General features: G+C 65.2%; 17 protein-coding genes and 1 tRNA gene. 5 read left to right on the top strand and 13 right to left on the bottom strand.

Annotation, left to right across the window (positions count from 1 at the left end):
* The 5 genes from hisF to hisB are packed head-to-tail and all read right to left on the bottom strand — an operon-like array spanning position 1 to position 3,293.
* The gene (gene hisF, locus AUL31_RS18940; protein ID WP_060610376.1) at positions 1-783 is read right to left on the bottom strand and encodes an imidazole glycerol phosphate synthase subunit HisF; all 783 of its coding nucleotides are present in this window, start codon (positions 781-783) and stop codon (positions 1-3) included.
* Between the two features lie 57 nt (positions 784-840).
* Positions 841-1,572: a 1-(5-phosphoribosyl)-5-[(5-phosphoribosylamino)methylideneamino]imidazole-4-carboxamide isomerase gene (gene hisA, locus AUL31_RS18935; protein WP_060610373.1), complete on the bottom strand. Its 732-nt coding sequence runs from the start codon at positions 1,570-1,572 to the stop codon at positions 841-843.
* The gene (gene hisH, locus AUL31_RS18930) at positions 1,573-2,226 is read right to left on the bottom strand and encodes an imidazole glycerol phosphate synthase subunit HisH (protein ID WP_060610371.1); all 654 of its coding nucleotides are present in this window, start codon (positions 2,224-2,226) and stop codon (positions 1,573-1,575) included.
* Positions 2,227-2,233: 7 nt separating this feature from the next.
* Positions 2,234-2,683 (bottom strand): DUF2628 domain-containing protein, encoded by a 450-nt coding sequence (locus AUL31_RS18925; RefSeq protein WP_060610368.1) that lies wholly within the window; start codon positions 2,681-2,683, stop codon positions 2,234-2,236.
* 1 nt (position 2,684) lies between these two features.
* Positions 2,685-3,293 carry an imidazoleglycerol-phosphate dehydratase HisB gene (hisB, locus tag AUL31_RS18920; protein ID WP_060610365.1) on the bottom strand — a complete coding sequence of 203 codons (609 nt, stop codon included), beginning with the start codon at positions 3,291-3,293 and terminating at the stop codon, positions 2,685-2,687.
* 168 nt (positions 3,294-3,461) lie between these two features.
* On the opposite strand from hisB, the gene hslV reads away from it, so the two are divergent.
* Positions 3,462-4,019 carry an ATP-dependent protease subunit HslV gene (gene hslV, locus AUL31_RS18915; RefSeq protein WP_039195041.1) on the top strand — a complete coding sequence of 186 codons (558 nt, stop codon included), beginning with the start codon at positions 3,462-3,464 and terminating at the stop codon, positions 4,017-4,019.
* A 46-nt stretch (positions 4,020-4,065) separates the two neighbouring features.
* On the opposite strand, the gene AUL31_RS18910 is transcribed toward hslV, so the two are convergent.
* Both AUL31_RS18910 and AUL31_RS18905 read right to left on the bottom strand, forming a co-directional pair.
* A tRNA-Ala gene (locus AUL31_RS18910) sits at positions 4,066-4,141 on the bottom strand.
* Positions 4,142-4,271: 130 nt separating this feature from the next.
* Positions 4,272-4,700: a TIGR02300 family protein gene (locus tag AUL31_RS18905; RefSeq protein ID WP_060610361.1), complete on the bottom strand. Its 429-nt coding sequence runs from the start codon at positions 4,698-4,700 to the stop codon at positions 4,272-4,274.
* 266 nt (positions 4,701-4,966) lie between these two features.
* On the opposite strand from AUL31_RS18905, the gene aroA reads away from it, so the two are divergent.
* The 4 genes from aroA to AUL31_RS18885 all read left to right on the top strand — a co-directional run bounded on the left by aroA (position 4,967) and on the right by AUL31_RS18885 (position 9,700).
* Complete coding sequence (gene aroA / locus AUL31_RS18900) at positions 4,967-6,316, top strand: 3-phosphoshikimate 1-carboxyvinyltransferase (RefSeq protein WP_060610358.1); 1,350 nt, start codon at positions 4,967-4,969, stop codon at positions 6,314-6,316.
* Positions 6,316-6,966 (top strand): (d)CMP kinase, encoded by a 651-nt coding sequence (cmk, locus tag AUL31_RS18895; RefSeq protein WP_060610356.1) that lies wholly within the window; start codon positions 6,316-6,318, stop codon positions 6,964-6,966. The genes aroA and cmk overlap by 1 nt, the downstream gene beginning before the upstream one ends.
* A gap of 263 nt (positions 6,967-7,229) precedes the next feature.
* The gene (gene rpsA, locus AUL31_RS18890) at positions 7,230-8,933 is read left to right on the top strand and encodes a 30S ribosomal protein S1 (protein ID WP_060610353.1); all 1,704 of its coding nucleotides are present in this window, start codon (positions 7,230-7,232) and stop codon (positions 8,931-8,933) included.
* A gap of 152 nt (positions 8,934-9,085) precedes the next feature.
* Positions 9,086-9,700 carry a GNAT family N-acetyltransferase gene (locus AUL31_RS18885; protein WP_060610351.1) on the top strand — a complete coding sequence of 205 codons (615 nt, stop codon included), beginning with the start codon at positions 9,086-9,088 and terminating at the stop codon, positions 9,698-9,700.
* Positions 9,701-9,706: 6 nt separating this feature from the next.
* Here AUL31_RS18885 and AUL31_RS18880 read toward each other — a convergent pair whose 3' ends face one another.
* The 6 genes from AUL31_RS18880 to AUL31_RS18860 form a co-directional block, all read right to left on the bottom strand.
* Entirely contained in the window at positions 9,707-10,333 is a 627-nt protein-coding gene (locus AUL31_RS18880; RefSeq protein ID WP_060610348.1) for a ribonuclease D, read from the bottom strand.
* 132 nt (positions 10,334-10,465) lie between these two features.
* Positions 10,466-10,615, bottom strand: a complete 150-nt coding sequence (locus AUL31_RS20110; protein WP_082016246.1) for a DUF1127 domain-containing protein — start codon at positions 10,613-10,615, stop codon at positions 10,466-10,468.
* A 211-nt stretch (positions 10,616-10,826) separates the two neighbouring features.
* Positions 10,827-11,675, bottom strand: a complete 849-nt coding sequence (locus tag AUL31_RS18875) for a glycine betaine ABC transporter substrate-binding protein (protein ID WP_060610345.1) — start codon at positions 11,673-11,675, stop codon at positions 10,827-10,829.
* A 43-nt stretch (positions 11,676-11,718) separates the two neighbouring features.
* Positions 11,719-12,561: an ABC transporter permease gene (locus AUL31_RS18870; RefSeq protein WP_060610342.1), complete on the bottom strand. Its 843-nt coding sequence runs from the start codon at positions 12,559-12,561 to the stop codon at positions 11,719-11,721.
* Positions 12,477-13,781 (bottom strand): quaternary amine ABC transporter ATP-binding protein, encoded by a 1,305-nt coding sequence (locus AUL31_RS18865; RefSeq protein WP_060610652.1) that lies wholly within the window; start codon positions 13,779-13,781, stop codon positions 12,477-12,479. The genes AUL31_RS18870 and AUL31_RS18865 overlap by 85 nt, the downstream gene beginning before the upstream one ends.
* A 175-nt stretch (positions 13,782-13,956) precedes the next feature.
* Positions 13,957-15,003 (bottom strand): GlxA family transcriptional regulator, encoded by a 1,047-nt coding sequence (locus tag AUL31_RS18860; RefSeq protein WP_060610339.1) that lies wholly within the window; start codon positions 15,001-15,003, stop codon positions 13,957-13,959.
* Positions 15,004-15,020 lie beyond the last annotated feature (17 nt).

Below are 15,020 nucleotides of genomic sequence, written 5' to 3'. Positions count from 1 at the left end.
TCAATGTCCGTCCAGGCGCATCGACAGGCCGGCCGCAGCCATATGGTGCTTGGCCTCGCCGATCGAATAGGTGCCGAAGTGGAAGATCGACGCCGCAAGCACTGCCGTCGCATGCCCCTCGCGGATGCCGTCCACCAGATGGTCCAGCGTGCCGACGCCACCGGAAGCGATCACCGGCACGCTCACGGCGTCGGCCACGGCCCGGGTGAGTGCGATGTCGAACCCGGCCTTGGTGCCGTCCCTGTCCATCGATGTCAGCAGCAGCTCTCCCGCCCCGAGAGCGGTGACGCGCCGCGCGAAATCCACCGCGTCGATGCCGGTGCGCTCGCGCCCGCCATGCGTGAAGATTTCCCAGCGCGGGGCCTCGTCGCCGGTGGAGACGCGCTTGGCGTCGATGGCGACGACGATGCACTGATTGCCGAACTTGTCGGCCGCCTCGGCTACGAATTCAGGTCGCTTCACGGCTGCGGTATTGATGGACACCTTGTCGGCGCCGGCCAGCAGCAGACGCCGGATATCGGCCACCTCGCGTACGCCTCCACCCACCGTCACCGGCATGAAGCAGGCCTCTGCGGTGCGCGCCACGACGTCGTACAGCGTGTCGCGTCCATCCGACGAGGCGGTGATGTCGAGGAAGCAGAGCTCGTCCGCTCCGGCGGCGTCATAGGCGCGCGCCGCCTCGACCGGGTCGCCCGCATCGATGAGGTCGACGAAGTTGACCCCCTTCACGACACGGCCGTCCTTGACGTCGAGGCAGGGGATGATCCGGCTTTTCAGGCTCACGTGACGTGGGTTCCGCTTTCTGATCTCCGTCAGCCGCTTATGCGCCTTCCGGACGGTTTACCGCAAGATGCGCAGGGCCTCGGCAACGTCGATACGCCCGTCATACAGCGCCCTGCCGGAGATGGCCCCCTCCAGAACGGCGGCGTCCGGCGCGGCAAGGCGCTCGATATCGGCCATCGAGGCGAGGCCCCCGGAGGCGATGACCGGAATGCGCACCGTATTGGCAAGATCGATCGTGGCCGGCCAGTTGATGCCGGCCAGGATGCCGTCCCGGTCGATATCGGTGTAGATGATGGCCGACACGCCGGCATCCTCGAAGGCGCGCGCCAATGTGGTCACGTCCAGTTCGGATGCTTCGGCCCAGCCTTCCACTGCCACCTTGCCGCCGCGCGCATCGATGCCGACGGCGACACGGCCGGGAAACAGCCGTGCGGCCTCGCGCACCAGATCGGGCCGGCGTACCGCAACGGTGCCCAGGATGACGCGGGACAGGCCGCGCGCAAGCCAGCTTTCCACGGCGTCGATGCTGCGGATACCGCCGCCGAGCTGCACACGGACATCGCCGCCCACCGCCGCCAAAATGGCGTCCACCGCCGAACCGTTGACCGAGCGTCCCTCGAAGGCGCCATTCAGGTCCACGACATGGAGATGGGCGAAGCCCTGGTCGCGGAAGGCGCGCGCCTGGGCGGCAGGATCGTCGTTATAGACGGTGGCCTGGTCCATGTGGCCGAGCTTCAGCCGCACGCACTGGCCGTCCTTCAGGTCGATTGCCGGAAAGAGATGAGGCATTCAGGGCCTCCAGGCCAGGAAGTTGGCGATGAGCGCCAGGCCGAGTGCCTGGCTCTTTTCAGGGTGAAACTGCACGCCCGCCTTGTTGCCCTCGGCCACCATGGCGGTGACGGGGCCGCCGTAGTCGGCCGTGGCAATCACCTGCGCCGGCCGGGCCGAAACAAGATGATAGGAATGCACGAAATAGGCGTGGAGCCCTTCGGGCCCGGTGGGAATGCCGGCCAGGAGGGCGTGGTCGGACGAGGCGTCTATCGTGTTCCAGCCGATCTGCGGGATCTTCAGCGTCGGATCGGCCGGAACGATGGGCTCCACATCGCCGGCGATCCAACCAAGGCCCGTCGTGATGGTTTTCTCCAGGCCGCGTTCCGACATAAGCTGCATGCCGACGCAGATGCCCAGGAACGGCGTTTCGCGGCGCTCGACCGCGTCGCGCAGGGCCTCGACCATGCCGGGCACCGAATCGAGCCCGGACCGGCAGTCGGCATAGGCTCCGACGCCCGGCAGCACGATGCGGTCGGCAGACCGCACATGCTCGGGTTCGTTCGTCAGGGATATCCGGGCATCGATACCGTTATCGGATGCGGCCCGCTCGAAAGCCTTAACCGCCGATCGGAGGTTTCCCGACCCGTAGTCGATGATGGCGACGGTTTGCATGGCTGGTTCAGCCTCCGATGGGGTCGAGCAGCGTGCGCACCGCCCGCGCGGCCTGCCGGCCGGCCGGCGTCAGCGCCATTGGCCGGGCCGGCGCGTCCTTTGCGGCGCCTTCCGCGTAGATGCGCTCGGCATCGTCGAGGCTGTCGGCATTCAGGATCGCGGCTTCCCTGTAGCCGAGGCGTCTGAGCTTCGCCAGGCGCCATGCCGGCCCTTCGAGGGCGACGAGGGCGCAGAGCGCCAGGATGGCGAATTGCGTATAGCCGGAGCCTAAGGCGCGAAAGGCGAACGCCACCGCAGCCGATGCCGCGACGAAGCCGATGGTCGCCAGCCAGAGGCGGTTCCACAACAGCCAGACGAATGGAAACAGCAGGGCCAGCCAGGAGAACCGGTCGCGCACGAAGACGGTTTCGGCCGCGGGTCGGCGCGACGGCGGGTCCATGACAACGAAGCGCGTCATCTCAGGCCAGAACCCCTTTGGTAGAAGGGATCAGGTCGGCCTGTCGCGGATCGATGGCCAGCGCATCGCCCAGCACGCGGGCAACCGCCTTGAAGCAGGTTTCGGCTATGTGATGGGCATTGTCGCCGTACAGCGTCTCGATATGCAGCGTCAGCCCGGCGTTCTGCGCCAGCGCCTGGAAGAACTCGCGGACGAGCTGCGTGTCGAAGGTGCCGATCTTTTCGGCGGTGAACCGGGTGCGGAACACCAGGAAGGGCCGGCCGGACACATCGACGGCAGCCCGCGTGAGGCATTCGTCCATGGCCAGGTCCAGCGAGGCGTAGCGCCGGATGCCCCGTCGCTCTCCCATGGCCTTGCGAAGGGCCTGACCCAGCGCGATGCCGACATCCTCGACCGTGTGATGATCGTCGACATGCAGGTCGCCCTCGGCGGCCACGGTCAGGTTCATCAGCGAATGGCGGGCGAGATGATCGAGCATATGGTCGAAGAAGCCGACGCCGGTGGCGACGTCGGCGCGCCCCTGTCCATCGATCTCCACCCGAACGCGGATGGCAGTTTCCTTCGTGGTGCGCTCGATCGCTGCATCGCGCCGCCCGGCCGTGTCGCCCATGACCGCCTGTCCCTTAACGCTGTCGATGGGCGATCCTGTAGGCCAAACCGGGCTGCGAGGAAACCCCGGCCGTACGCGCCGGTTTGCGCGCGCCGCCGCTGCCACCCATATGAGCGGGCAAAGAGCCGCCCAGGCGGCGCATGACACAAGGAATCGGCGACAATGAGTATGGAACAGCACGATCCGGCCAAGATGTACGGCACGACGATCGTGACGGTGCGCAAGGGCGGCAAGGTGGTCGTGGCGGGCGACGGGCAGGTATCGCTCGGCAATACGGTCATGAAGGGCAATGCGCGCAAGGTGCGGCGCATCGGCAAGGGCGGCCAGGTGATCGCCGGCTTCGCCGGCGCCACCGCGGACGCCTTCACGCTGCTGGAGCGCCTGGAAGGCAAGCTGGAGCAGTATCCGGACCAGCTCATGCGCGCCTGCGTGGAACTGGCGAAGGACTGGCGCACCGACCGCTATCTGCGGCGCCTGGAGGCCATGATGATCGTGGCCGACAAGAGCGTCACCCTGACGCTGACGGGCAATGGCGACGTGCTGGAGCCGGAAGGCGGCGTCATCGCCATCGGCTCGGGCGGCAATTATGCGCTGGCCGCAGCCCGGGCGCTGGCCGAAACGGACCTGTCGGCAGAGGAGATCGCCCGGCGCGCCATGCGCATCGCGGCCGAAATCTGCATCTACACCAATGACAATGTCGTGCTGGAGAGCCTCGACGAGGCGTAAAAGAAAAGGGCCGATCTCTGTTTTGGAGATCAGCCCTTTATCAAACTGGTGGAGCCAATCGGGATCGAACCGACGACCTCTTGAATGCCATTCAAGCGCTCTCCCAACTGAGCTATGGCCCCAGGCGAAGCACCGGGATTTCCGCCCGGCATCGCGCTGTGTGGCGGCTTCGTATTGGAATGCCGGTTGAAGATCAAGCGCTATTTGTCGCTTTTTCTCCACCGGCCTCCACAGCCGCCCCGGTTTTACCGGTCAGACGTCGTCTTCGTCGTCGCGACCGCCGCCGATGATGTCGGTCATGTCGTCGTCTTCGTCCTCGTCCTCCTCGAGGAAGGTCGAATCGTCATCGCCATCGTCATCGACCACGATGCCGTCGTCATCGTCGCCGTCGACGTCGGGCAGATCGTCCTTGCCGCTGTCATCGTCCTCGTCGATGTCGTTGATCGAGACGGTCTCCTCGTCGGTGTCGGCCACCTCCGTATTCTCGTTCTCGGTCTCGTCTTCCGCGCGCGGGGCAGCGGCAGCGCGGCTGCGCGACGGTGCGGCCTTGATGGCCTCGAAGAAGGAGAGGGGATATTCCTTGCCCGTGAAGGGCGAGACGATGGGATCCTTGTTCAGATCGTAGAATTTGCGGCCCGTCTCGGGATCGACCCGTTTGGTGCCGAGTTCTGGTTTCGCCATCTTGACCTCGTTGCCATCCTGAAGGGAAGAAAGCCGGAGCGTTCCGGCCGATTGCTGGCCCGGACGAAGGCCGACACATGCGCGCCGCCCACCGGAAAAATCGTTGGTCCCTTACGGCCTTGCCTTGCCCTTGTCAAAGCATGTTCCAACGCAGCCAAAAGGAACCAAACCACGTGACGGGACGCAGGGTTGCATGATAACGCGGGTTGCGCCCGGACAGGGCGGCAGAATGCGGTAAACGGCGGTGCAAGGGTTCAGGGTGCGACATGAGCGGACATGGTGATGGTGGGGGCCCGTTGCGGGCGACCTTCGGGAGCGCCTTGAGCGGCACTGTCAGGGTGCCGGGCGACAAGTCGATTTCGCACCGTGCCTTCCTGTTCGGTGGCCTTGCCGCCGGCAGAACGCGGGTTACCGGACTTCTGGAAGGCGAGGATGTGTTGGCGACGGGCCGCGCGATGCGGCAGATGGGCGCCCGCATCGAGCGCGACGGCGACGGCTGGGTCATCGACGGCGTCGGCAACGGCGCCCTGCTGGAGCCGGAGGGCCTCCTCGATTTCGGCAATGCCGGCACCGGCTCGCGCCTGACCATGGGCCTCGTCGGCACCTATGATTTCGCAACCTGTTTCACCGGTGACGCATCCTTGTCGCGCCGGCCCATGGGCCGTGTCCTGGATCCGTTGCGCCAGATGGGAACGCAGGTCATCGCCCGGTCGGGCGACAGGCTGCCGCTGGCCATCCACGGGCCGCGCGTCGCAGCGCCCATCACCTACCGCGTCCCCATGGCGTCGGCGCAGGTGAAGTCGGCCGTGCTTCTGGCCGGCCTGAACGCGCCGGGCATCACCACGGTGATCGAGCCCGTCATGACGCGCGACCATACGGAACGGATGCTGCAGGGCTTCGGTGCGACCGTGTCGGTGGAAACGGATGCCGCAGGCGTGCGCACCATCCGCCTGGAAGGGCAGGGGCGGCTGTCGGCCGTACCGGACTTCGTCGTGCCGGGCGATCCGTCTTCAGCCGCGTTCCTGGTGGTGGCGGCGCTGATCGTGCCGGGCTCCGACGTGACCATCGAGAACGTCTTGATGAACCCCACCCGTACCGGCCTCGTCCAGACGCTGATCGAGATGGGCGGCGCGATCGACATCCTCAACCAGCGCGAATCGGGCGGTGAAACCGTCGCCGACCTGCGCGTGCGGCATTCGGAACTGAAGGGCGTCGACGTGCCAGCCGACCGCGCTCCCTCGATGATCGATGAATACCCGGTTTTGGCGGTGGCGGCCTCGTTTGCGGCAGGCACGACGCGCATGAACGGGCTGGACGAGCTGCGCGTCAAGGAAAGCGACCGGCTGGCTGCCGTGGCGGCCGGCCTTGCCGCCAACGGCATCGACCACGAAGAGGGCCACGACTGGCTCACGGTCACCGGTCGTCCCGATGGGCGGGGTTACGGGGGCGGCACCGTCGCCACCCATCTCGACCATCGCATCGCCATGAGCTTCCTTGTGCTCGGCCTTGCATGCCAACGGCCCGTCACTGTGGATGACGGCGCGATGATCGCCACCAGCTTCCCCGAGTTCGTCGGCCTCGTCGCCACGCTCGGCGGCACGGTCGAGCCGGCGTGATGGCGGGCGACGCAGCCCGAAAGCCGCTGACCATCGCCATCGACGGCCCGGCGGCGGCCGGCAAGGGCACGCTGGCCAAGCGCATATCGGCGCATTACGGCCTGCCCTACTTGGACACGGGGCTCTTGTACCGCGCAGTCGGACGGTTGGCGGCCGACAGCGGCATCGACCTCGACGACGCGGATGCCGTGGGCCGCATCGCGCTGACGCTGGACACCGACCAGCTCGACGATGGGTCGCTGCGCGGCCGCGAGGCTGGTGAGCGCGCCTCGCGCGTTGCCGTCCATCCGCAGGTCCGTGCCGCGCTGATCGATGTGCAGCGGCGCTTTGCCTCGGCGCCGGAGGGCGCCGTGCTGGATGGCCGCGACATCGGCACGGTGATCTGCCCCGACGCGCGCGTGAAGATCTTCGTGACGGCGTCGCCGGAGGTGCGGGCGCGGCGGCGGACGGACGAGCTGTCGGCCAAAGGGCGCGACGTGTCCTACGAGACGATCCTGGCCGAGGTGCGCGAGCGCGATACCCGCGATGCGGGACGCGTCGCCGCACCGTTGAAACCGGCTGCCGACGCGCACTTGCTGGATACGAGTGAAATGGATATAGAAAGCGCGTTCCGTGCGGCTTGCGGTTTGATCGATCGCGCCACATCTTGAGCGGATGGCTCGGGTTCCATGCCCGATGCCACACCGGCACGGCCGGAACGGGTCCCTGTGAAGGCAGTGACCGCCGATCACGATAATGAAGAACTGCTCCTGGCCGGTCCACCGCGCCGACTTTCAGCCTGCCGCGTCTTTGATGGCGTCGCCGGTTTCGCTTCCCGGGTTCTCTACCGGGGAAGCCGGATTGGACAGGGGTTCGACGCAACACCAACCATGGCGCGCGTCCGCTTCCGCAAGCGGGCATCCAAGGAGAACGAATGTCCAACACACAAACCGCGCGCGATGATTTCGCCGCATTGCTCGAAGCGTCCTTCCACGATCACGACGTTGCCGAAGGCACCGTGGTCAAGGGAACGGTCGTCGCCATCGAAAAGGACATGGCCGTCATCGACGCCGGTCTGAAGGTCGAAGGCCGCGTCGCCCTGAAGGAATTCGGTTCCAAGGGCAAGGATGGCGAGCTGAACGTCGGCGACACCGTCGAAGTTTATGTCGAGCGCATCGAAAACGCCCTCGGCGAGGCCGTCCTGTCGCGCGACAAGGCCCGCCGCGAAGAGAGCTGGGTCAAGCTCGAAGCCCGCTTCAACGCCGGCGAAAAGGTCGAAGGCCAGATCTTCAACCAGGTCAAGGGCGGCTTCACCGTCGACCTGGATGGCGCCGTGGCCTTCCTGCCGCGCTCGCAGGTCGATATCCGTCCGATCCGCGACGTCGGCCCGCTGATGAACACCCCGCAGCCGTTCCAGATCCTCAAGATGGACAAGCGCCGCGGCAATATCGTCGTCTCGCGCCGCACCGTGCTTGAAGAGAGCCGCGCCGAGCAGCGTTCCGAGATCGTCCAGAACCTCGAAGAGGGTCAGGTCGTCGACGGTATCGTCAAGAACATCACCGATTACGGTGCGTTCGTCGACCTCGGCGGTATCGACGGCCTGCTGCATGTCACCGACATGGCGTGGCGCCGCGTGAACCATCCGAGCGAGATCCTGCAGATCGGCCAGTCGGTCAAGGTGCAGATCATCCGCATCAACCAGGACACGCACCGCATCTCGCTGGGCATGAAGCAGCTCGAGGCGGATCCCTGGGAAGGCATCGGCGTCAAGTATCCGATGGGCGTGAAGGTCACCGGCCGCGTCACGAACATCACCGACTACGGCGCGTTCGTCGAGCTGGAGCCGGGCATCGAAGGCCTGATCCACGTTTCGGAGATGAGCTGGACCAAGAAGAACGTCCATCCGGGCAAGATCCTCTCCACCTCCCAGGAGGTCGAGGTTGTCGTGCTCGAGGTCGATCCGGTCAAGCGCCGCATCTCGCTGGGCCTCAAGCAGACCCTGCAGAACCCCTGGGAAGCGTTCCGCGACCAGTTCCCCGTCGGCTCGATCGTCGAGGGCGAGGTCAAGAACAAGACCGAGTTCGGCCTGTTCATCGGCCTGGACGGCGACGTCGACGGCATGGTGCACCTGTCGGATCTCGACTGGAACCGTCCTGGCGAGCAGGTCATCGAGGAGTTCAACAAGGGCGACCTTGTGAAGGCGCAGGTTCTCGACGTCGACGTCGACAAGGAGCGCATCTCCCTCGGCATGAAGCAGGTCGGTGGCGATCCGTTCGTCAACGCTGCCGAAGCCGGCGACATCCGTCGCGGTGCGGTCGTCACCTGCGAGGTCACCTCGGTCAACGAGGGTGGCATCGAGGTCAAGATCGTCGATACGGACCTCACCTCCTTCATCCGTCGGGCCGATCTCGGCCGCGACCGCGAAGAGCAGCGCCCTGAGCGTTTCTCGGTCGGCCAGAAGGTCGATGCCCGCGTCACCCAGTTCGACAAGAAGGCGCATCGCGTCGGCGTGTCGATCAAGGCGATGCAGATCGCGGAAGAGAAGGAAGCCGTTGCCCAGTACGGTTCGTCCGACTCGGGCGCCTCGCTGGGCGACATCCTCGGCGCGGCCCTGAAGAACCGCACCGACGACGAATAAGCCTTTACGATATCGCACCTTGCGACATCGTCAGAACCGGCCCGCGGCGCTTCATCGGCGCCGCGGGCTTTTTTGTGGGGGCAGGCGCTTGCCAAGCGAAGGCCTAACCCCGATTGGTTGGATTGCAGACCGCAGGGCATGAGGACGGCGCGATGAGAAATTGGGAAGAACGGTTCGAGACGCTTCCGCGCGGCAAGATCGCCGCGATCGCCACCTCGATGGAGCTGGCCCGGAAACCGGAGCTACGGCCCGAGCGGCCCGGTGCGCCGGGCGTCATCCGTCCGGTTGAGCGTCCCGATGTCGATTGGTATCTGGAAGTCTACCGGCGTGTCGGTGCGGACCATCTGTGGTTTTCGCGGCTGTTCATGGAGCGCGAGACGCTCGCCGCCGTCCTGTCGGATGCGGCCACCTACGTGGCGGCACTGACGATCGACGGTCAGGACGAGGGCCTCCTGGAACTCGACTTCTCGGAAGACGATACCTGCGAGATCAAGTATTTCGGCGTCACCGTTCCGCTGCAGGGCGTCGGCGCGGCGCGCCGTTTGATGAACCATGCGATCGAAACGGCCTTCGCGCGCCCGGTCAGCCGCGTCTGGCTGCATACCAACACGCTGGACCATCCCAATGCGATGGCCTTCTACCGGCGCACCGGCTTCGAAGCGGTGTCGCAGCAGATCGAGGTTGCGGACGATCCGAGGTTGCGCGGCGTGCTGCCGATGAGCGCCGCGCCCCATGTGCCGATCTTCCCGGTGGATCCGGAAGCCTGAAGTCTGTCAGGCCCGCGTGACGGAGTGGGAGAAGATGTCTTCCTCTCCCCATCCCAAAAGGTCCAGGCGCGCGCGGGTCGGCAGATAGCGGAAGGATTCGCGTGCGATGTCGAGCCTGCCTTCCCGCTCGAGGCGCTGCAGCAGTACGCCCATCAGGTCGTGCAGGTACAGGACGTCTGACGCGGCATAATCTATCTGCGCCTGCGACAGCGTCTCAGCGGCCCAGTCCGAAGATTGCTGCTGCTTTGAAAGATCGACGCCGATCAGTTCCTTGGTAAGGTCCTTCAGGCCGTGGCGGTCCGTGTAGGTGCGCGTCAGGCGCGAGGCGATCTTGGTGCAGAAGACCGGTCCGGGCATCACGCCGAAGGCATGATACAGGGCCGCCATGTCGAACCGCGCATAGTGGAAGATCTTGACCTTGCTGTCGTCGGCCAGGAGCGCCTTGAGATTGGGGGCGTCGGTCTGCCCCTTCGCGATCTGCACGACATCGGCCGATCCGTCGCCGGGCGAAAGCTGCACCACGCACAGCCTGTCGCGGCGCGTGTCGAGGCCAAGCGTCTCGGTATCGATGGCGACGGAGCCGGTATAGCGGGCAAGGTCGGGCAGGTCGCCCTTGTGTACGCGGATGGGCATGAAGCGGTCTTCCAGTCAGGATGGTCCGCTTGTGTAACCCATCGTATGGGGCGCGGCCAGCAAGCGCACAGCAAAAAGGGCGGTGCCGGAGGCAACCGCCCTTTCGATCGTCTCGCCTTGCGGCGATAAAGCTTAGAAACGGCCGAACGTGACGGCGCGCTTGATGTCGCCGCGCGATACGCCGATGTCGGCGAGCTGGCGGTCGTCCAGCGAGGCCAGCTCGTTGATGACGCGCTGACGGTTGCGGAAACTGCGGATGCGGGAAGCGAGCTGAGAGATCATTTTGGTTCCACCTACGGGCTATCAAATCTGTTGACAGTCATATAATTCGACTGCCTGCCCAATAGGAGAGCAATTGCTGCACATCAGTTGTGCGTTCCGCGCATGGCATTGTCATATCCGTGCCACGAACGCAGGTCGTGACCGAAAAATCTGCACAAAAAATAACCGGCACCCAGAGGATGCCGGCCATATGATTTAAAGTTGTGCTGCCTTACTGGCTGGCAGCCGTCCACTGGCTGACGGTGTCGGCATTCGCCTCGACCCAGGCCTTGGCGGTGGTGGCAGGGTCCGCGCCCTCCTCGTTCTCCAGCATCACCTTCTGCTCTTCTTCGAGGCTCAGCTTGAAGTTCTTCAGGATGGCGTGAACTTCCGGCATGTCCTCGGCAAGGTCCAGGCGCGCCACGGTGTTGACCGTCTCTTCGCCGCCGAAGGCGCCCATCGGGTCTTCCAGATACTTCAGGTCCCAGCGACCGAACATCCAGTGCGGCGTCCACGTGGTGACGACGATGTCTTCCTTGCGGTCGATGGCATCCTTCAGCGCCGCGGTCATCGTGGCGTCGGAGCCTTCCACCAGCTTGATCGACGAAAGGTCGTATTCCTCGATCGCCTTCTCGGATGCCTGCATCAGGCCGGCGCCGGGGTCGATGCCGATGACCTGGTTATCGACGAGGCCGCCCTTTTCCTTGAGGTCCGCCACCGAGGCGATGTCCGTGTAGGCCGGCACGGCCCAGCCGATCTTGGCGCCTTCGACGTTCGGACCGATCAGTTCGACCTGGTCCTTCAACTCCTCGTAATAGGCGGCATGCGTCACCGGAAGCCACGCGGCCACCATGGCATCGGCCTCGCCGGTGGCGACGGCCTGCCACATGGCGGCGGCCGGCAGCGGCGTCAGGTTGACCGTGTAGCCTTCCTGTTCCAGCACGGCCTTCAGGATATTCGTCGCCACCACGGCGTCGGACCATTCGACATAGGCAAGGTCGACCGTGCCGCCCGACTGGGCGCTGGCCGGCCCCGCGTAGGCGGCCGTGGCAAGGAGTGCTGCGGTCAATACGCGAATCATGTTGTTTCCTTCCTGGGTTATGAAACGGATGGGTGCGGCGCCCTCAACTGGGGCGCGCGCGCTGCGCCATGGCCTGGGTGATGCGGTCCAGCACCACGGCCACGATCACGATGGCAACGCCGGCCTGGAAGCCCGATCCGGCGTCCAGACGCTGGATAGAGCGCCAGACTTCGCGGCCGAGGCCGCCGGCGCCGATCATGGAAGCGATCACCACCATGGATAGCGACAGCATGATTGTCTGGTTGATGCCGGCCATGATGGTCGGCAAAGCAAGCGGCAGTTGCACCTTGAACAGCTTCTGCGTCGTCGTCGTGCCGAAGGCGTCGGATGCCTCCACCAGCTCCTTCGGCACCGAAAGGATGCCGAGGGCGGTCAACCGGATCACCGGCGGCATCGAAAAGACGATGGTGGCGAAGACGGCCGAAACCGAGCCGAGGCCGAAGAAGGGGATGGCCGGGATCAGATAGACGAAGCTGGGCATCGTCTGCATCATGTCGAGCACGGGACCGACGGTCTTCCAGGCCCGCTTCGATAGCGCGCAGAGAATTCCGAGGGGAATGCCGATCGCCAATGCCGCAAGCGTGGCAAGGATCACCAGCACCAGCGTCTCCATGGTGGGGCCCCATAGACGCAGGTTCCACAGGAACAGGAAGCCGACGCCCGCCAGTATGGCGACGCGGCGTCCGGCCAGCCACCAGGCGAGCAGCACGATGGCTACGATCACCACGGGTGGCGGCAGCGCGGTCAGAAGCTCCGTCGCCGTCTCGATCCAGCCGCGCACGATGCGGCTGGTGCTGCGTGTCACATCCGAAAAGTGGGCTGTGAGCCAGGAGAGGGCGTTGTCGCTGTATCGGTCCAGTGGGAATTTGGGAACTGACCAGTCCAAGACGCGTCTCCGATTTCTTCGGTGGATTCAATGGCATCGGACGCTCCGGACAGCGCCTTGAGCGCCATCGCCTGCGTGATCTGCCCGAGATAGGTGCCGTCCTCGGCCACGACCGCGAGGCCATGCGGCTCTTGAGCAAGGCGCGGAAGTATGGATTTCAGCACTTGCGATGCGCCGACGGTGGCGACACCCCCCTGCATCAGGGCCTCGACCGGGCGGTCGCCGCCCCGCGCGCCCCTGAGCTGGTCGCGCGAGATCCTGCCGATCGGCGTGTTGCGATCGCAGGTGACGATGAAACCGTCGCCGCGCCGCCCGTCGACCATGGCGAACGCCTTGTCGGCGCTGGCCTTGCACGGAACCGACGGCGTCTCGCTGCTGGCCAGGCGGCCGGCCGTGATGACCGAGGAAACGTCGATATGTTCGACGAAGCGGCGGACATACTCGCCCTGCGGCTTGAGAAGGATCTCTTCCGGATAGCCGCTCTGCACGATGGCGCCGTCCTTCATCAGCACGATGCGCCCGCCAAGGTGGATGGCCTCGTCCAGATCGTGGCTGACGAAGACCACCGTCTTCTTCAGGGTCCGCTGCAAGGTGCGCAGCTCGTCCTGCATGTCGCGGCGGATCAGAGGGTCCAGCGCGGAGAAGGCCTCGTCCATCAACAGGATGTCGGCATCCACCGCCAAAGCGCGGGCAAGGCCAGCGCGTTGCTGCATGCCGCCGGAAAGCTGGCTCGGGTAACGGCTGTCCCAGCCCTTCAGGCCGACCAGCTCGATGGCCGCCAGCGCCTTGTCGCGCCGCGTCTTGCGGTCGATGCCCTGGATTTCGAGCCCGTATTCGACGTTCTCGGCGATGGTCCGGTTGGGAAACAGCGCGAAGTGCTGGAACACCATGCCGAATTTGGCCCGGCGAAATTCCAGCAATTGCTTGTGGTTGAGCGTGGTGACTTCGGTGCCGTCGACGCGGATGGAGCCGCTCGTGGGCTCTATCAGGCGGTTGATGCACCGAAGCATGGTGGATTTGCCGGACCCGGAAAGTCCCATGACCACCAGAATCTCGCCTTCATTGACTGAGAAGGAGACATCATGGAGGCCGAGGACGGCGCCGGTTTCGTCGTGAATGGCGTCCTTGCCCTTGCCGGCTCGAAGCAGCTCGAGGCCGGCTTGCGCGCTGTCGCCGAACAGCTTGACGACATTGTCCACGCGGATGCGTTCTTTCGTCATCGATGCTCCGTCGTTGCCGGAGGCTGAGCCAAAGGCTGCCAAACCGCCGGTTGCAAAGGGATCGTGACGGGAAGCCTGTCCGCTGACGATGCCAGAACGGACACGGACAGGTATAAACCCGACAGAGGATAGATCAGCGCCTCATCAGAAGGCGCTAGGGAGGGTGTGCCCTTCGCTACTGCACAAGAACCGGATAGTCAACCGCCGCATCGCTGTGCAGACTGCCTCTTTCTGCAGCGCGTATATCTCTTGGTGCAGTGCCGAAGAACTGTCTGAACTGTCGCGCAAAATGTGCGCCATCGCAAAATCCTGCTTCGACTGCGATTTCAGTTACGCTCTTCTTTGTCGTTTCCAGAAGTCGACGCGCATAGCGCAGTCGAAGCTGGCGGTAGGCGAGCGCCGGGCTCATGGTCAGCGTCTCATGAAACAGACGTTCCAGTTGTCGCGTGGACAATTGCAGCCGGCCGGCGATGGCCTCAACGGAGAGGGGTTGTGCGACATGCTGGTCCATCAGCAGGATGGCGCGGCGCACCCTGTCGTCGCCGATGCTGGTGGCCCCGGAATGGGGCTGAGCGTCGCTGCCCGAGCGGGCATTCTGCAGTTGCAGGACATGCAGCCCCTTCTGTGCCGCCTGCGGCCCGATATGCCGCTCGATCAAAAAGGCGGCAAGGTCGGCGACGCCGCTTCCGCCCGCGCAGGTGATGCGATCTCCATCCTCGATGAAGAGGCGGTCCGCATCCGGCGTCTGGTCGGGGAACTCGGATTCGAAATCGGCGAAATGATACCACGACACGCAGGTGCGGCGACCCTTCATCAGGCCCGCGCGCGACAGGATGAACGATCCCGTGCACACGCCCACAAGCGTAACGCGGGCATCGGCTGCCGCACGCAGATAGCGGATCGAGGCATCGTCGAGCTGGTCGCCGGCATGCAGCAGCCCGCCGACGACGACGATATAGTCGAAAAGTGCCGGGTCGCTCAGCGGTGCGTTACGCTGGATCGTGACGCCGCAGCTCGAGCGGATCGGCTCCGGCCGCGCCGACATGACCGACCAGCTACAGCGGACCTGCCGCGACCGGTCGCCCTCGTCGCCGGCCAGCCGAAGGACGTCGATGAACAGGGACAGGGCCGAGAGGGTGAAGTTGTTGGCCGGCAGAAAGCCGACGCGCAGCGCCGGCCGCTCGGCAAACCGTCTCGTATGGGCCGTCACCTGCGAGGCCATTGCCGTCTTCCGTCAAA

It is taken from the genome of Aureimonas altamirensis, assembly GCF_001463885.1.
Classification (GTDB): Bacteria; Pseudomonadota; Alphaproteobacteria; order Rhizobiales; family Rhizobiaceae; genus Aureimonas; species Aureimonas altamirensis.
This window is presented reverse-complemented; position numbering and strand designations above follow the sequence as displayed.

Coding starts and splice junctions, on each gene's coding strand:
- hisA (WP_060610373.1), bottom strand. CDS start 1,572: ATGCCTCATCTCTTTCCGGCAATCGACCTGAAGGACGGCCAGTGCGTG.
- hisH (WP_060610371.1), bottom strand. CDS start 2,226: ATGCAAACCGTCGCCATCATCGACTACGGGTCGGGAAACCTCCGATCG.
- AUL31_RS18925 (WP_060610368.1), bottom strand. CDS start 2,683: ATGACGCGCTTCGTTGTCATGGACCCGCCGTCGCGCCGACCCGCGGCC.
- hisB (WP_060610365.1), bottom strand. CDS start 3,293: ATGGGCGACACGGCCGGGCGGCGCGATGCAGCGATCGAGCGCACCACG.
- hslV (WP_039195041.1), top strand. CDS start 3,462: ATGGAACAGCACGATCCGGCCAAGATGTACGGCACGACGATCGTGACG.
- AUL31_RS18905 (WP_060610361.1), bottom strand. CDS start 4,700: ATGGCGAAACCAGAACTCGGCACCAAACGGGTCGATCCCGAGACGGGC.
- aroA (WP_060610358.1), top strand. CDS start 4,967: ATGAGCGGACATGGTGATGGTGGGGGCCCGTTGCGGGCGACCTTCGGG.
- cmk (WP_060610356.1), top strand. CDS start 6,316: ATGGCGGGCGACGCAGCCCGAAAGCCGCTGACCATCGCCATCGACGGC.
- rpsA (WP_060610353.1), top strand. CDS start 7,230: ATGTCCAACACACAAACCGCGCGCGATGATTTCGCCGCATTGCTCGAA.
- AUL31_RS18885 (WP_060610351.1), top strand. CDS start 9,086: ATGAGAAATTGGGAAGAACGGTTCGAGACGCTTCCGCGCGGCAAGATC.
- AUL31_RS18880 (WP_060610348.1), bottom strand. CDS start 10,333: ATGCCCATCCGCGTACACAAGGGCGACCTGCCCGACCTTGCCCGCTAT.
- AUL31_RS20110 (WP_082016246.1), bottom strand. CDS start 10,615: ATGATCTCTCAGCTCGCTTCCCGCATCCGCAGTTTCCGCAACCGTCAG.
- AUL31_RS18875 (WP_060610345.1), bottom strand. CDS start 11,675: ATGATTCGCGTATTGACCGCAGCACTCCTTGCCACGGCCGCCTACGCG.
- AUL31_RS18865 (WP_060610652.1), bottom strand. CDS start 13,781: ATGACGAAAGAACGCATCCGCGTGGACAATGTCGTCAAGCTGTTCGGC.
- AUL31_RS18860 (WP_060610339.1), bottom strand. CDS start 15,003: ATGGCCTCGCAGGTGACGGCCCATACGAGACGGTTTGCCGAGCGGCCG.